Below are 15,355 nucleotides of genomic sequence, written 5' to 3'. Positions count from 1 at the left end.
GTTGCAGGCAAAGAACGTGTATTGCAGGCCGTCTGAAAAATGCGGTTTCAGACGGCCTGCAACACCAGGGTCTGTTCACATTTCATCCGTGCGTAAGATTTTGAGTGCAAAAGCGCGTTTGCAAGGCGAAAAGCGCAGCAAGGTTGGACACCTTGCGAGCATTTTCAACGTGGCAGGCGCGTTTTTGAGCCAAAAGATTGCCACGAGATGAATTGTGAACAGACTCTAGGGCGTCCTAGCACCTGATTATTCAATGCCCGCCCATTTATGCGTTTGCACGCTGAGCTGCCAATGCACTTGGGCATCGGCGCGCGCGTTGAGCAGGCCGATTTGGCGGATGGTGTCGTAAATATTCATTTGGCCGTCGATTTCGCAGGGCGAAAGATAATAATGAGCGGCGCGGATTTTCTGCTCCATTTCGGCGCAAAAAGCCAACACATCGCCATCGGCCACAATGCGCACTTCATCGGCCGCTTCAATGCATTGCTGCCGGTATTTTTCCGCATAGCAGGCTTTGGGGCTGGCGGCCACATAATCGATTTGCACGGGCGCAGGCTTGAGGCCGTTGGTTTCGATGCACAAACGATAACCTTGCGCTTTGAGCGCATCGAGCAAAACACTCAAATGCGGCTGTATGGTGGGCTCGCCGCCGGTGATGATGATGTTGCGCGCGGCATAGGTTTGCAGGCGGCTTAAAATGTCGCTCAGGCGCATCATGCCGAATTTCAGGTAATCGGTGTCGCACCAGGCGCAGGCCAGATTGCATTTGCCCAAGCGGATAAACACGGCGCTCATGCCGGTGTTGTAGCCCTCGCCTTGCAGGCTTTCGAAAATTTCCACAATGCGGAATTCGGGGTTTTCGGGGTGGATGGTTTGCATTTCAGACGGCCTCACGCGCTGCACTCGCAATAAGAAGTGGGCGTTTCCCACAAACGCAGCGCGGATACGTTCAAGCGGCCTTCGTTGCGCAGCAGGTCAAACATATATTGCGCCATATTCTCCGCCGTGGTGCGTTTGGCCATCGGCAGGGTTTTAAGCTGCCAGCCTTCGAGCATGGCGGCGATTTCGCACTCGCGCGCGCTTTCGGTGTGGTAGATAAAGGCGTGGTCAAACGGCTCTACCACCAGCTTTTTCACGATGGTTTTCAAATCGGCAAAGTCGATCACCATGCCGTCTTTAGCGCCGCCGAGTATCAAATCGCCGCTGATTTCCACTTCGAGTTTATACGTGTGGCCGTGCAGATTTTTGCACTTGCCGTCGTGATGGTCGAGCATGTGCGCCATGTCGAATGAGAAGGTTTTGGTGATTTTCATCATTTATGTTCCGAGGCCGTCTGAAGGTTTCAGACGGCCTATTGTTAAGTAGATTGTCACATTAGCCGATAATATCCGGCCACAAATCGCGCCAAGCTGAATTATGTTGTTCAATCAAATCAAGCTTCCATTTACGCTGCCATTTTTTCAATTGCTTTTCGCGGCCAATCGCACTTTCCATATTCTCGTGCAATTCATACCAAACCAGCAGGGATATTTGATAACGGTCGGTAAATCCTGCCACTTGATGATTTCGATGTTGGTAAACGCGCTGAATCAGATTGGAGGTTACGCCGATATACAGCGTGCCATTGCGCTGACTGGCCATGATATACACGGCAGGCTGCATGACTTTATTCATTGATATACACTTTGATATACACTTTCCATTCCGTCATTGTCGGGCTTTGACCCGACAATCCAGTCTGTTGGGATACTGAGCAAAGAGAATCGTTTTTGGAATCGGCGTTCTGGATTGTCGGGTCAAAGCCCGACAATGACGAATGACGGTTACTGAAAATTCAAGCGCCTTTTTGCGCCAGATATTCCGCCAGCCCGCGCTCGCGCAGCACGCAGCTGGGGCATTGACCGCAGCCGCCGGCCACGCCCATATAGCAGGTGTGGGTGTGGGTGCGCACATAATCGAGCGCGCCCAGATTATCGGCCAGCGCCCAAGTTTGCGCTTTGGTGAGATACATCAGCGGCGTGTGGATTTGAAAAGCATAATCCATCGCCAGATTGAGGGTGACATTCATCGATTTCACAAACACATCGCGGCAGTCGGGGTAGCCTGAAAAATCGGTTTCGCACACGCCGGTGATGATGTGCACAATATCCCGGCTTTTGGCGTAAATCGCGGCATAAAGCAGAAACAAGGCATTGCGCCCGTCTACAAACGTGTTGGGCGGGCCGCTATCGGCGGTGCGGATTTCGGCTTTATCGTCCATCAGCGCATTGTGGGTGATTTGCTGCATCAGGCTCAAATCGAGCACGGTTTGCGGCACGCCCAAATCGGCGGCAATCCAGCGCGCTTTTTCCAGCTCGACGGCGTGGCGCTGGCCGTATTGAAAAGTGACGGCCTCGACATTTTCGCGGCCGTAAGTTTGAATCGCCTGAATCAGGCAGGTGGTAGAATCTTGGCCGCCTGAAAAGATAACCAAGGCTTTTTGCTGTGGCATTTCGGTTTCCTAGTTTTGATTGGGAACGCAGGTTCCGGGCGGGATGGTTGCGAACCGCCGCTAAAAAAGAATCGGCATTATAAGCCAAATCAATCGGGAAATCCGTTAAAATATCATGCTTTACTTTTCAGACGGCCTCTGTGTTGATTCACAAAAAAAGGCCGTCTGAAACCGATCGCTATTTTAGGCAGGAGCTGGCAGCAAATGTTGGTATTGGGAATCGAATCTTCATGCGATGAAACCGGCGTGGCGCTTTACGAGCACACGCACGGCTTGTTGGCGCACCAATTGCACACGCAAATGGCGATGCACGCGGAATACGGCGGCGTGGTGCCCGAATTGGCCAGCCGCGACCACATCCGCCGGCTGGTGCCGCTCACCGAAGCAGCCTTGCAAGAAGCCGGCAAAAGCTATGCCGATATCGATGCCGTGGCCTTTACACAGGGCCCGGGCTTGGGCGGCGCGCTTTTGGCCGGTGCAAGCTTTGCCAACGCGCTGGCTTTTTCGCTGGGCAAGCCCGCCATTGCGGTGCACCATCTCGAAGGCCACCTGCTCTCGCCCTTATTGGCCGCTGAAAAGCCCGAATTTCCTTTTGTGGCCTTGCTGGTTTCCGGCGGCCACACGCAATTGATGGCCGTGCGCGGCATAGGCGACTACACCTTGCTCGGCGAAAGTGTCGACGACGCGGCCGGCGAAGCCTTCGACAAAACCGCCAAGCTGCTCGGCCTGCCTTATCCGGGCGGCGCGAAATTATCCGAGCTGGCCAGGCTCGGCTCGCCCGATGCCTTTCAATTGCCGCGCCCGATGCTGCATTCGCCCGATTTGCAGATGAGCTTTTCCGGCCTCAAAACCGCCGTGCTCACCGCCGTGCAAAAAGTGCGCGCGCAAAGCGGCAGCGATGAAATACCCGCGCAAACCCGCAACGACATCTGCCGCGCTTTTCAAGATGCGGTGGTGGACGTGCTCGCCGCCAAAGCGCAAAAAGCCCTGCTCGACACGGGTTTTCGCACGCTGGTGGTGGCCGGCGGCGTGGGTGCCAACTGGAAGCTGCGCGAAGTGTTCGCCCGCTTGAGCGTGCGCAGGCCGTCTGAAAAAGGCCGCCCGAAACCGGCGGCCGAAAAAATAAACGTGTTTTTCCCGCCGCTCGAATACTGCACCGACAACGGCGCGATGATTGCCTTTGCCGGCGCCATGCGTTTGCAAAGCGGCCACAGCGCCGGCGCGTTTAATGTGAAGCCGCGCTGGCCGCTCACCGAGATTGTGAAAAGCGCTTGAGAAAAACAACAAACAGGCCGTCTGAACGCCGCATTCAGACGGCCTGTTTGTGTAAAAAAACCACAAAACATGCCATATCGCGCCATCAAACCGTAAAATCCGGCAGAAAATGCCCACATTGCCGAACCCTCTGCCCCAAGCGCACTCCAAACAGCCGATTCTGCACAACCCGAAAGGACAAGCATGAAAAAGCCGACAACTGCACTCGCGCTCTCCGGCATTATGGCGCTCTTTTCCGCCAGCGCCTTTTCCGCCGCGCTGCCCAACGAGATTTTCCAGCCGCGCGGCGCGCAAACGGTTTTGGCCGACCAAAAAAGCAGCGGCGGATTTGCCGCCGAATTCAGCCTGCAAGCGGGGCAAAACAGCGTGCAGGCGCTGGCGCGGCAAGTACGCAACCACGCCCAACGGCACGGCTTCAAAGTGGTGGCCTCGGCCATCGAGCCGGATGACGCCGATTTGAAATTCACCCGCCGCGGCCAGGCGCTGGATGTGTCTATCGGTCGCAACCGGCACGGCACGATTGCCTATAAAGCCGATTTGGATACGAATCCGCGCCAAAGCGGATAACGCAATCCCTCAGGTAAAACAATGTTTCAGGCCGTCTGAAAAAACTTTCAGACGGCCTTTGCGTTTTATGCAGCCATGCATATTCATGCGCATGATGACGCCGCCAAAGCGCGGCGTGCGTAGCTGCACATAATGAAATTTAATGCCAATCCAAAAAATAATCATACGGCCTTGTCTCACCTTGCTGCGCCATAGTGAAATGCAAGAACAAGTGATACAAAACAATGCTCTATAACGGAACAGCTTATGTTGATAAGCCAACGTTTCAGACGGCCTATGGGCTTGTTGTGTCACTTTTTCGTGCATTCCACTACAGGCTCCTGCCTACGCAGGAGCGACAGACTGTATGTGTACGATTGCACCGCAAAAGCTGCGGCTTACGCTGCTGATAAAGTCAAGGCCGTCTGAAAAACTTTCAGACGGCCTTGGTTTTGATGTTTGCCGCTAAACGCTTAACGCCCCGGCACCGTGCCCATGCGCTGTTTCAGCGAGGTTTGCGGCTCGTTGAAGAGGCTGGCGTAATAAGTGGCGTTGGTCATCACTTTTTTCACGTAATCGCGGGTTTCGTTAAACGGAATGGTTTCGGCATAAATCGCGCCCTCGAGCGGGGTGGCGGCCTGCCAGCGGCGCGCGCGGCTGGGGCCTGCGTTGTAGCCGGCGGTGGCCATCACTTCATCGTTGCTCAGGCGGCGTTTGGCGTCGCCCAAATACCAAGTGCCCATGCGGATGTTGCCGTCCATGGTGTGCAATTGGTCGGGGCTCATGCCGATTTTGCCGGCGATTTCGCGCGCGGTGGCGGGCATCACCTGCATCAGGCCGTGCGCGCCCACATTGGAGCGTGCGCCTATCATAAAGCGGCTTTCCTGGCGGATCAGGCCGTATACCCAGGCCGGATCTACGCCGGCCTGCGCTGCGTAGCGTTCGGTGAGGTCGCGGAAGGGCGAGATATAGCGCAGGTTGTAGTTGAGCTTTTTGTCGGTGCGCTCGGCGCTGTTGATGGCCATTTCGTAAAATTGGTTGTCAAATGCCAATTGGGCGGCGGCGAGCAAAGTGTTTTCATCGGCACCACGGGTGGCATAGCGCCATTCGGCTTGCGCTTGGCGGCGCATGTTCCAATCATCGCCATTTTGGGCGGCGCGAAACAGGGTGAGCGAGCGGTCGACGGCGCCGTCGCGTGCAAGTTTGTTAACATCGCTTTTGGGCGCTGTGCCCACATTATTGCGGGTGTTGATGCGCCCGCCCAGCTCTTCGGTGGCCAGCACGGCATAGAAATTGCGCCCGCTCTCGGCCACTTTTTCATAAAGGGCTTTGGCACGCGCCTGCTGCCCTTGTGCAGCATAGCTGCGGGCGAGCCAATAGCGCCAGTCGGGGGTGTTTTTCAATTTATCGGGCATGCTGTTGATGATGCCGGCCAAATCGCTCCATCGTTGCAGGCGCAAGGCGGCGCGGGCATACCATTCGAATTGGTCGTTGGAAAGCTGGCTGCGATCGGCGCGGTTGTAATAGCTCAGCGCGGCGGGCATGTTTTGGTTGAGCGCTTGCGCGTGGCCGAGCACGCCCCAAGCAAAGCCGCTTTGCGCGCGGCTAAGGCTGCCGGACATGGCTTCTAAGCGGGCGGCGGCTTCGGGCGTGGATTTGGCATTGCGGCCGATGATGTTGACCATGCTGTATTCCTGCGCGCCCTGCCCTGTGCCCTCAAACGGGCTGCCCAAAGCGGCGGCCAAGTTGCGGGCATCGGTGATTTGGTTGTTGCTGATTAAGCCGCGCACGCGCCGCCAGGCATCGGCCTGGTTCAGGCGGCCGCCGGCAGCGGCGGATTCGAGCAAGGTGTTGCAGCCTTGCGGCAGGCGGCCGATTTCGCGCACCAATTCATCGGCCAGCGCGCTCTTGCCGCCGCCGATATAGTCGGCATAGCATTGCACTTCTTGCGCGCGCCCTTCTTTATCGAGCAAGGCATATTGCTGCTGAAATTGCGGCCATTGGCCGCGCCGGCCGAGGCTTTTGAGCCATTCGTTGCGCACGGTTTCGGCCATGGCGCTGCTGCCGGCTTGGCTTAAAAATTGGGCGGGCAATACATCATCGTTGCGCTTGACGGCTTCCAGCGCACTGCGGTAAAGGCTGTAATCCGACATGATTTTGGCGGGCGTTTCCACACTGCGGCTGCCGGGCAGGCTTACGCCGGAGGTGTCGCGGGTGTTGATCGGCTCCAGCGGCTGCTCGGGCGAGGAGCAGGCGGCCAGCGCCAAGGCGGCGGCGGCCAATGCGGTGAATTTGAAGGTGCGGTATGCAGACATGTGTGGCCTCTTGATAAATGCGGGCTGACGGGGTCAGCACATGGTGTGGCGGGAAAGGGGTTTGGCCTATGCGGCTTTGACGGCCATTATAGTGAATGACAAGCATTTTGGGCGCGGCGCGGGCGTGTGCGGTAGAAGATTTACATTATCCGGCATTCAGACGGCCTAAAAACCAAGCAACACGGCGGGGGCATGCGTACGATTACGCTGCGCTAATCGTACCTACGCATGTCGTACCTGTGCATGCAGGCCGTCTGAAATTATTTTTTCCAATAAGCGGGGGTGAGCAACACCAGCACGGTGAAAATTTCCAGCCGCCCCAGCAGCATCACCATGGTGCAAAACCATTTTTGGCTGTCGGTGAGCAAGGCATAGTTGCTGGCGGGGCCTACTTCGCCCAAGCCGGGGCCGGCATTGGTGATGCAGGCGATCACGGCGGTGAAGGCCGACATAAAATCGAGCCCGGTGGCCATCATCAAAAAGGTAAACAGCACCACGGTGATGAAATACACCGAAATAAAGGCCAAAATCGTCAGCGCCGTGCGGTCGGGTATGCTGCGCTTGTTGATTTTCACTGTGCGCACGGCATGCGGGTGCAAAAGCAGCACCACTTCGCGCAGGCTGAATTTAAACAGCACCAGCGCGCGCACGTTTTTAATGCCGCCGCCCATCGAGCCTGAGCTGGCTAAAAGGTTGGAGAGGAAAAACATCCACAGCGAGGCCAAGAGCGGCCAGGTGGCAAAATCGGTGTTGGCAAAGCCGCTGGCCAAGCCGATAGACACAAAATTGAAGCCCACAAAGCGAAACGCATCCGAGAGGCTCGTGTAATACTGCTGCTGCCACAGATAAAGGCTGGCGGCGACAATGCTGCCGCCCAGCACCACCAGCATCACCCGGCATTCTTCATCGCGCCAATAGCTTTTGAGCGAGCGGTTGCGCACGGCGGCGAAATGGCTGGCATAGTTGATGGCGCCGGTAACTGTGGCCACGATAATCACCATTTCAATGGCCACGGAATTGAAATAGGCAATGCTGTTGTCGTGGGTGGAAAAGCCGCCCAGCGACACCGCCGACATGGCGTGGCAGATGGCGTCAAACCAGCTCATGCCCGCCCAATGCAGCGCCAAAAAACACGCCACGGTGATGGAAAGATAGGCCATCCACAGTTTTTTGGCCACTTGCGAAATGCGCGGTGCCAATTTGCTGTCTTTATCCACGCCCGGGATTTCGGCTTTGAAAAGCTGCCTGCCGCCCACGCCGAGCATGGGCAGAATCGCCACCGCCAGCACGATAATCCCCATGCCGCCGAGCCAATTGAGCATATGGCGCCAAAAATTGAGCGAAGGCGCGAGCGTGTCGAGGCTGTTGATCACGCTGGCGCCGGTGGTGGTGAGCCCCGACATCGCCTCGAAAAACGCATCGGTGTAGCTCATATTGGGAAAATAAAGATAAAACGGCATCGCGGCGATGGCGGCAAAGCCCACCCACAGCATAAACACCAGCGTGAAGCCGTCGCGCTGGCGCAGCTCGCGGTTGTAGTGCCAGGTGAGCAGCCACACCGATACCGAGCCGATAATGGTCACCAGCGCGGTGCGGCCGAATGCGGGCAGCGCATCGTCGAGAAACAGATACGACACAAACGTCGGCACCAACAGCAGCACGGAAAACAACACGCCGAGCTTGGAGAGCACGTGGATAATCGGAATAATTTTATGCATGGCGCAACAGCGTTCAGACGGCCTTTGATTAAAAGAAAACAAATGCATTCAGACGGCCTAGTTTGCCCGAGGCCGTCTGAAACCTTATTTTATAGCGGATACAGGGAATAAGCTATCTATCATTGCTATCGGGCAGCGGGCAGCGCAAGAGGTGTTGCGCGGCTTATGGCTGATGATGCCACAAGGCCGTCTGAAAAGTTTTCAGACGGCCTCTTGGCAAGATTCATCATCCCACCGCTTCAAAACCCATCAGCCGAATTTGCCGGTGATGTAATCTTCGGTTTCTTTGCGCGAGGGGTTTTTAAACACTTTTTCGGTGCGGTCCACTTCGATTAATTCGCCCAAATACATATAGGCGGTGAAATCGGACACGCGCGCGGCTTGCTGCATGTTGTGGGTGACCATGGCGATGGTGTAGTCTTTTTTCAGCTCGGTTACCAATTCTTCGATGTGGGCGGTGGAAATCGGGTCGAGTGCGGAAGTGGGCTCGTCGAGCAGCACCACTTCGGGCTTGTTGGCCACGGCGCGCGCGATGCACAGGCGCTGCTGCTGGCCGCCGGAGAGCGAGTTGCCGCTTTGCTTGAGCTTGTCTTTCACTTCGCCCCACAGCGCGGCTTTGCGCAAAGCCCATTCCACGCGGTCGTCCAATTCGCTTTTGCTCAGCTTTTCGTAAAGCTTCACGCCGAAGGTGACGTTGTCGTAAATCGACATGGGAAAGGGCGTGGGCTTTTGAAACACCATGCCCACTTTGGCGCGCAAGAGGTTCAGGTCGATATCTTTGCCGAGAATGTTTTTATCGTCCAGCAGCAAATCGCCCTCGGCTTTCATGCCCGGATAAAGGTCGTACATGCGGTTGAAGGTGCGCAGCAAGGTGGATTTTCCGCAGCCGGAGGGGCCGATAAAGGCGGTGACTTTGTTGGCGGGAATATCCAGATTGATGTTTTTCAGCGCGTGGAAAGAGCCGTAGTAAAAGTTGAAATTGCGCACGGCGATTTTGGTTTCCATTGTGATTCCTTGGTGTAATCAAATAAGTGTAAGCAAGTGTTCGGTGTTTCAGGCGGCCTCGGTCAGCTGTTTCTGCTGCTGATGTAGCGCGCCAGAATATTGGCAATCAGCACGGTGAGCGTAATCAGCAGCGCGGCAGCCCAGGCCAAGTCGTGCCAATCGCTGTAAGGGCTCATGGCGAATTGGTAAATCACGTTGGGCAGGTTGGCAATCGGCTGATTCATGTTGGTGCTGAAAAATTGGTTGTTGAGCGCGGTGAAGAGCAAGGGCGCGGTTTCGCCGGAAATGCGGGCAAATGCCAGCAACACGCCGGTGAGCACACCGGCCTGCGCCGCCCGCAGCGTGACCATCATCACGAGCTTCCATTTGGGCGTGCCCAGCGCATAAGCGGCTTCGCGCAGGCTGTTGGGCACGAGCTTGAGCATGTTTTCCGTGGTGCGCACCACCACCGGAATCACCAACAGCGATAAGGCCAGCGAGCCTGCCCAGCCGGAAAAATGGCCTTGCTGCACCACCACCAATTCGTAAATAAACAGGCCGATTACGATAGAGGGCGCGGAGAGCAAAATGTCGTTCATAAAGCGGGTGGCGGCGGCCAATTTGCTGCGCTGGCCGAATTCGGCCAGAAAAATGCCGCACAAAATGCCGATGGGTGTGCCGATCAAAAGGCCGAAGAGCGTAATCATCAGGCTGCCCAAAATGGCATTGCGCAAGCCGCCTTCCATGCCCGGCGGCGGTGTGTCGAGCGTGAAAATATGCGTGCCCAGGCCGCTGAAGCCTTCATAAAACAAGGTGTAGAAAATCCAACCCAGCCAGAAAAGGCCGAAGGCCATTGTGAGCCATGCCATGGTGAGATTGAAGCGGCTCACCAAGCGGCGGCGGCGGTAAACCGCGTTATTCATATTGCTTTGCATCAGGTTTTCCTCGAGCTTTAGTGTGAGCGGCCTTCATTGCGCTGCATGCGCAACAACATCACTTTGGAAATGCACAACACCACAAAGGTAATCAGGAAGAGAATCAGGCCCAGATATAAGAGCGATGATAAATGCAACGGGTCCACCGCTTCGGCAAATTCGTTGGCCAGCGCCGAGGTGATCGACACGCCCGAGTTATACAGGCTGGCGCTGATGTTGAAGGTGTTGCCGATAATAAAGGTAACCGCCATGGTTTCGCCCAACGCGCGACCGAGGCCGAGAATGATGCCGCCCACCACACCGGCTTTGGTGTAAGGCAGCACCACATGGCGCACCACTTCCCAAGTGGTGCTGCCCAAGCCGTAGGCCGATTCTTTCAGCATCGGCGGCGTTACCTCAAACACATCGCGCATCACCGAGGCGATAAACGGAATAATCATAATCGCCAGAATCAGGCCGGCGGCAAACATGCCGATGCCCATGGGCGCGCCTTGAAACAGCATGCCGATCAGCGGCAGATCGCCGAAATATTTAATGAAAAACGGCTGGATATAATCGGCAAACACGGGTGCAAACACAAACAAGCCCCACATGCCGTAGATAATCGAGGGAATGCCCGCTAAAAGTTCCACCGCAATGCCCAGCGGCCGGCGCAAAAATGCCGGGCACAATTCGGTGAGAAACACGGCAATGCCGAAGCTCACCGGCACGGCAATCAGCAAGGCGATGGCCGAGGTAACCAAAGTGCCGTAGATGGGCGCGAGTGCGCCATATTGGCCTTGCACCGTGTCCCAATTGGAAGATGTAAAAAAGCCGAAGCCGAATTCGCGCATGCTGGGCAAAGCGCCGATCACCAGCGAAATCAGAATGCCGCCCAAGCTGGCCAGCACCAAAAAGGCAAACAAACGGGTGGTGCCGACAAATAAGGTGTCAAGCAGGCGCTGCTGCTTGAGCTTTTGTTGGAGTGAGCTCATAAGATGTGTTCTTTTGCATAAGTGTTTGCTGCACAAGCACCATCGTTTGCACAACTTTAAAAAGGCCGTCTGAAACAATCCGCAACCGCCGGATTGCCGTTCAGACGGCCTTTTGCTTCATCAGTAGATCGCCGCACCGTTGGCATCGGTGATCTGCTTCCACTCGGCGCGCACCAAATCTTTCACCGATGCGGGCAGCGGCACATAATCAAGCTTGGCAGCCGCATCGTCGCCGTTTTGATAAGCCCAGTCGAAGAAGCTCAGCGCCGCTTTGGCTTTGGCCGCATCATCGGCTTTTTTGTGCACCAAAATAAAGGTGGCGGCAGCCAAGGGCCACGCTTTTTCAGCCGGCTGATTGGTCAGCACCAAGCTGAAGCCCGGCACGCTTTTCCAATCCACATCGGCCGCAGCGGCAAAGCTCTCTTGCGAAGGCTGCACAAAATGGCCGGCTTTGTTTTGCAGCTGCACGTGCGACATATTGTTTTGCTTGGCATAAGCATATTCCACATAGCCGATGGAATTTTTCACGCGGTTTACATAAGTCGACACGCCTTCATTGCCCTTGCCGGCCGCGCCCGAGCTGGAAGTGGGCCATTTCACCGTGTTGGCCGCGCCCACCGATTCCTGCCACTTGGGCGAAACCTGGCTCAGATAAGTGGTGAAAATAAAGCTGGTGCCCGAGCCGTCGGAGCGGAACACGGTGGTAATCGGCGCATCAGGCAGCTTCAGGCCTTCGTTTAAAGCGGCGATTTTCGGGTCGTTCCATTTGCTGATGGTGCCCAGATAAATATCGGCCAACACCTCGCCGGTGAGCTTCAATTCACCCGGCTTGATGCCTTCCACATTTACCACCGGCACCACGCCGCCGATCACAGTCGGAAACTGCACCAAGCCTTCTTTTTCCAAATCTTCCGCTTTCAGGGGCGAATCAGACGCGCCGAAATCCACGGTTTTGGCGGCAATCTGTTTCACGCCGCCCGAAGAGCCGATAGATTGATAATTAATGCGGCCGCCGCTTGCCGCCTGATAGGCTTGCGCCCATTGCACATAAATCGGCTGCGGAAACGAAGCACCGGCGCCGGTGATGTCCAGCACCACTTTATCGGAAGCGGCAGCAGGCGAAGCGGCAGAAGCGCCCTCTTGTGCGGCCGGAGCAGTGTTGTTGGAGCCGCCGCAGGCGGCCAGGGCGAAAGCGGCGATCAGCGCAGCGCTCAAAATACGGATTTGCATAATGTTTCTCTCTATCGTAAAGAAGGGGCGGTTTCAAACGTTGCCAGTTTAAGCAAGCTTTGTTTCAACTGTGTGACAAAACTTACAAAGCCTTACATATTCGCTGAAACATTTAATAAGCAATTGATTTTAATTAAATTTCAAATGAAACAACCTTCATCCGGCAAAGCGTTTCAGGGCAGCGTGTCGGTTTTGGCAAAGGCCGTCTGATACCCATTCCAAAAATAACCTTACAAAATAAAAGCAGTTCGGCAGCATCATACGCGTAGGTCGGATTCTTGAATCCGACGTTTGGCCATCGGCCAAAGCAATGTGCGTGCCTTGTTCTGCGAACAAGTGTCGGATTCGAGAATCCGACCTACAGGCTGCCTGTTTGTTTATTATTTTTTGAATGGGTATGAAACATTTGCGCCCACAAAAAAGCAGCCCGAAGGCTGCTAAAGAAAGCGCTGAAACTATTCTGACAAATCGGCCTTAATCTGCTCCAGCGGTCGGTGGCGCACATCAATGCCGCGGGTGAGATACACCACATGCTCGGCAATGTTTTCGGCATGATCGCCGATGCGCTCGATGGATTTGTTCATAAACATAATGTCGATGGTGGCGCTGATGCTGCGCGGGTCTTCCATCATAAAGGTAATCAGGCTGCGCAATTGGGCGCGGTAATCGGCATCGAGGTGTTTGTCGGTTTCGGAAAGCTCGATCACGGCGCCGGTGTCGAGCCGGGCAAACGCATCCAGCGCGCGGTGTATCATGCCCAGCGTGACCGTGCCCATGCGGTGGGTGTTGTAAAGCTCGGGCGCGGCCACGCGGTTGTTGCCCAAAAGCTCGTGTGCTTTGAGGGCTATTTTTTTCACCTCATCGCCGATGCGCTCCAAATCCACAATCACCCGGCTCACCGCCAGCACAAAACGCAAATCACCGGCAGCCGGCTGGCGGCGCGCGATAATGGTTTGGCAGGCATCGTCGATTTCCACTTCGAGCTTGTTGATGTCGGCATCGCCATCAATTACTTCGGTGAGCCCGCTGCTGCTGCCTTCGTCTAAAGCGGCCAGCACTTGCTGCAAACGCGCTTCCACCAGCCCGCCCATGCGCATCACTTCGCTGCGCACGTTTTCCAGCTCTTGATTGAAATGGGATGAAATATGTTCGGCCATAGCCTCTCTCCTGTTGTGTGTAAACGCCGAAGCCGGCCGCGCGGGCGCTGCTGCAAAGCTTTCGGCTGCATCGGAGCATGATAAAACAGTTTGATGACAGAATCTTTACTGCGCTGAAAATGATGCATAAGGCCGTCTGAAACTTTTCTTTCAGACGGCCTTTCATATTCAGCCGAAAAAGCCCATCTTCACCTGAATCAACTTTTCCAGCTCGCGCAGCACGCGCCGGCGCGACACGAAGAAAATGAGGTGATCGCCATCGGCCATCACCGCATCTTCTTTGTGGCCCATAATCACTTCGTCATCGCGCACCAGCGCGGCGAAATGGCAGCCTTGCGGCCACTTCACTTCCGACACGCGCCGCCCCACCAGCGCGGAAGTTTGCGGGTCGCCGTGCGCCACCACTTCAATCGCTTCGGCGGTGCCGCGGCGCAAGGGGTGCACCGCCACCACGTCGCCGCGGCGGATGTGCGCCAAAATCGAGCCGATGGTGACCAAATGCGGCGACACCACAATGTCGATTTTGTTGCCTTCGAGCAAATCCACATAGCTCGAGCGGTTCACAATCGCAATCACGCGCTTGGCACCGAGGTTTTTCGCCAGCAGGCTGGCCATGATGTTGTTTTCATCATCATTGGTGAGCGCGCAAAACACGTCGATTTCATCAATGTATTCTTCATCGAGCAGCGATTCGTCGGTGGCCGTGCCCTGCAACACCAGTGCATTATCCAAATGCTCGGCCAGCCATTCGGCGCGGCCGGGGTTGAATTCGATGATTTTAATGTCGTATTGCGCTTCTAGCTGTTTGGCCAGCCGGTAGCCGATGTTGCCGCCGCCGGCAATCATCACGCGGCGGGTGCGCTGCTCCAGCGGGCGCAATTCGCGCATAATGGTTTTCACATTGGCCGCAGCTGCCACAAAACACACTTCGTCGCCCTCGATAATCACGGTTTGCGCCGAGGGCACGATAAAGCGGTTGTTGCGGTAGATGGCGCAAATCTGGCAATCCACATTATCGGGCAGGTGGCGGTTGATTTCGGCGATTTCCTTATTCACCAGCAAGCCGCCTTTGTGCGCCTGCACAATCACCATTTTGGCTTTATCGTCGGCAAAACGCAGCACCTGCAAAGTGCTGGTATAGTTGATCAGCCCTGCCAGCCGCTCGGTAACGAGCTGCTCGGGGCTGATGGATTCGGTAACGTCAAACACCTTCAGGCTGCTGCCGCATTCTTCTTCATCGGGCTGGTATTCCAGATAATCCACCGAGCGCACGCGCGCGATGCGGCTGGGAATGTTAAACATATCCGCGCCCAGCTTGCAGGCCACCAGATTGGTTTCATCGCTGCGGGTGAGCGCCAGCATCAAATCGGCATCGGCCGCACCGGCGCGCTCCAGCACCATGGGCGACGCGGCATTGCCGTGCAGCGTTTGCACATCGAGCTTGCTGCCCAAATTGTGCAGCGCCGTTTCGTCGATATCGATAATGGTCACATCGTTATTGGGCATGCTGGCCAGATTTTGCGCCACGGTCGAGCCGACCTGGCCGCTGCCGAGAATGAGGATTTTCACGTTTGAATGCCGTTATTCAAAGAAACAGCAGCTATTGTAAACCACTTGTTTCAGACGGCCTAGGGGCTGTTCACAATTACTTGTCATAAAGGTAGCCACATCACAATGCATCCCAATAAAACCGTGCTGTGGAAGTTGCGCTTTAGCTTATCGTAGCGGCT

General features: G+C 55.8%; 15 protein-coding genes. 2 read left to right on the top strand and 13 right to left on the bottom strand.

Features of this window, described 5'->3' with window-relative positions:
• Positions 1–246: 246 nt before the first annotated feature.
• The 4 genes from EV680_RS06280 to queC form a co-directional block, all read right to left on the bottom strand.
• Positions 247–879: a 7-carboxy-7-deazaguanine synthase QueE gene (locus EV680_RS06280; RefSeq protein WP_132953892.1), complete on the bottom strand. Its 633-nt coding sequence runs from the start codon at positions 877–879 to the stop codon at positions 247–249.
• Between the two features lie 11 nt (positions 880–890).
• Complete coding sequence (gene queD, locus EV680_RS06275; RefSeq protein ID WP_132953947.1) at positions 891–1,313, bottom strand: 6-carboxytetrahydropterin synthase QueD; 423 nt, start codon at positions 1,311–1,313, stop codon at positions 891–893.
• Between the two features lie 61 nt (positions 1,314–1,374).
• Complete coding sequence (locus EV680_RS06270) at positions 1,375–1,662, bottom strand: GIY-YIG nuclease family protein (protein WP_132953946.1); 288 nt, start codon at positions 1,660–1,662, stop codon at positions 1,375–1,377.
• Positions 1,663–1,834: 172 nt separating this feature from the next.
• On the bottom strand, positions 1,835–2,491 hold the full coding sequence (queC, locus tag EV680_RS06265) for a 7-cyano-7-deazaguanine synthase QueC (RefSeq protein WP_132953891.1): 657 nt from the start codon (positions 2,489–2,491) through the stop codon (positions 1,835–1,837).
• Between the two features lie 204 nt (positions 2,492–2,695).
• Between queC and tsaD the strand changes: the two genes are divergently transcribed.
• Together tsaD and EV680_RS06255 are read left to right on the top strand one after the other, a co-directional pair.
• Positions 2,696–3,766: a tRNA (adenosine(37)-N6)-threonylcarbamoyltransferase complex transferase subunit TsaD gene (tsaD, locus tag EV680_RS06260; RefSeq protein WP_132953890.1), complete on the top strand. Its 1,071-nt coding sequence runs from the start codon at positions 2,696–2,698 to the stop codon at positions 3,764–3,766.
• A 183-nt stretch (positions 3,767–3,949) separates the two neighbouring features.
• Entirely contained in the window at positions 3,950–4,333 is a 384-nt protein-coding gene (locus tag EV680_RS06255; RefSeq protein ID WP_132953889.1) for a hypothetical protein, read from the top strand.
• Positions 4,334–4,342: 9 nt separating this feature from the next.
• Here EV680_RS06255 and EV680_RS06250 read toward each other — a convergent pair whose 3' ends face one another.
• The 9 genes from EV680_RS06250 to trkA form a co-directional block, all read right to left on the bottom strand.
• Positions 4,343–4,639 (bottom strand): hypothetical protein, encoded by a 297-nt coding sequence (locus EV680_RS06250; protein WP_132953888.1) that lies wholly within the window; start codon positions 4,637–4,639, stop codon positions 4,343–4,345.
• A 146-nt stretch (positions 4,640–4,785) separates the two neighbouring features.
• Positions 4,786–6,627 (bottom strand): lytic transglycosylase domain-containing protein, encoded by a 1,842-nt coding sequence (locus tag EV680_RS06245; protein ID WP_132953887.1) that lies wholly within the window; start codon positions 6,625–6,627, stop codon positions 4,786–4,788.
• A 260-nt stretch (positions 6,628–6,887) separates the two neighbouring features.
• Entirely contained in the window at positions 6,888–8,345 is a 1,458-nt protein-coding gene (locus EV680_RS06240) for a TrkH family potassium uptake protein (protein WP_132953886.1), read from the bottom strand.
• Positions 8,346–8,594: 249 nt separating this feature from the next.
• On the bottom strand, positions 8,595–9,350 hold the full coding sequence (pstB, locus tag EV680_RS06235; protein WP_132953885.1) for a phosphate ABC transporter ATP-binding protein PstB: 756 nt from the start codon (positions 9,348–9,350) through the stop codon (positions 8,595–8,597).
• Between the two features lie 62 nt (positions 9,351–9,412).
• Positions 9,413–10,252, bottom strand: a complete 840-nt coding sequence (gene pstA, locus EV680_RS06230; protein WP_207894301.1) for a phosphate ABC transporter permease PstA — start codon at positions 10,250–10,252, stop codon at positions 9,413–9,415.
• Positions 10,253–10,281: 29 nt separating this feature from the next.
• The gene (pstC, locus tag EV680_RS06225; protein ID WP_132953883.1) at positions 10,282–11,238 is read right to left on the bottom strand and encodes a phosphate ABC transporter permease subunit PstC; all 957 of its coding nucleotides are present in this window, start codon (positions 11,236–11,238) and stop codon (positions 10,282–10,284) included.
• Positions 11,239–11,358: 120 nt separating this feature from the next.
• Positions 11,359–12,468 (bottom strand): phosphate ABC transporter substrate-binding protein PstS, encoded by a 1,110-nt coding sequence (gene pstS / locus EV680_RS06220; protein WP_132953882.1) that lies wholly within the window; start codon positions 12,466–12,468, stop codon positions 11,359–11,361.
• Positions 12,469–12,923: 455 nt separating this feature from the next.
• Positions 12,924–13,625 carry a phosphate signaling complex protein PhoU gene (gene phoU / locus EV680_RS06215; protein WP_132953881.1) on the bottom strand — a complete coding sequence of 234 codons (702 nt, stop codon included), beginning with the start codon at positions 13,623–13,625 and terminating at the stop codon, positions 12,924–12,926.
• Positions 13,626–13,793: 168 nt separating this feature from the next.
• A complete protein-coding gene (trkA, locus tag EV680_RS06210; protein ID WP_132953880.1) occupies positions 13,794–15,194 on the bottom strand; it encodes a Trk system potassium transporter TrkA in 1,401 nt (466 codons plus the stop codon).
• Positions 15,195–15,355: the final 161 nt, after the last annotated feature.

This window comes from Uruburuella suis (assembly GCF_004341385.1).
GTDB classification, from domain to species: Bacteria; Pseudomonadota; Gammaproteobacteria; order Burkholderiales; family Neisseriaceae; genus Neisseria; species Neisseria suis.
The sequence above is the reverse complement of the archived record's forward strand: the minus strand, read 5'-3'. Positions and strand labels throughout refer to the sequence as shown.

Bases quoted from the DNA above. Each gene is read 5' to 3' on its own strand.
- pstS (WP_132953882.1), bottom strand. From the start codon at position 12,468: ATGCAAATCCGTATTTTGAGCGCTGCGCTGATCGCCGCTTTCGCCCTG.
- EV680_RS06255 (WP_132953889.1), top strand. From the start codon at position 3,950: ATGAAAAAGCCGACAACTGCACTCGCGCTCTCCGGCATTATGGCGCTC.
- pstB (WP_132953885.1), bottom strand. From the start codon at position 9,350: ATGGAAACCAAAATCGCCGTGCGCAATTTCAACTTTTACTACGGCTCT.
- tsaD (WP_132953890.1), top strand. From the start codon at position 2,696: ATGTTGGTATTGGGAATCGAATCTTCATGCGATGAAACCGGCGTGGCG.
- pstC (WP_132953883.1), bottom strand. From the start codon at position 11,238: ATGAGCTCACTCCAACAAAAGCTCAAGCAGCAGCGCCTGCTTGACACC.
- queD (WP_132953947.1), bottom strand. From the start codon at position 1,313: ATGAAAATCACCAAAACCTTCTCATTCGACATGGCGCACATGCTCGAC.
- phoU (WP_132953881.1), bottom strand. From the start codon at position 13,625: ATGGCCGAACATATTTCATCCCATTTCAATCAAGAGCTGGAAAACGTG.
- EV680_RS06240 (WP_132953886.1), bottom strand. From the start codon at position 8,345: ATGCATAAAATTATTCCGATTATCCACGTGCTCTCCAAGCTCGGCGTG.
- EV680_RS06250 (WP_132953888.1), bottom strand. From the start codon at position 4,639: ATGCACGAAAAAGTGACACAACAAGCCCATAGGCCGTCTGAAACGTTG.
- EV680_RS06280 (WP_132953892.1), bottom strand. From the start codon at position 879: ATGCAAACCATCCACCCCGAAAACCCCGAATTCCGCATTGTGGAAATT.
- queC (WP_132953891.1), bottom strand. From the start codon at position 2,491: ATGCCACAGCAAAAAGCCTTGGTTATCTTTTCAGGCGGCCAAGATTCT.
- EV680_RS06245 (WP_132953887.1), bottom strand. From the start codon at position 6,627: ATGTCTGCATACCGCACCTTCAAATTCACCGCATTGGCCGCCGCCGCC.
- EV680_RS06270 (WP_132953946.1), bottom strand. From the start codon at position 1,662: ATGCAGCCTGCCGTGTATATCATGGCCAGTCAGCGCAATGGCACGCTG.
- pstA (WP_207894301.1), bottom strand. From the start codon at position 10,252: ATGAATAACGCGGTTTACCGCCGCCGCCGCTTGGTGAGCCGCTTCAAT.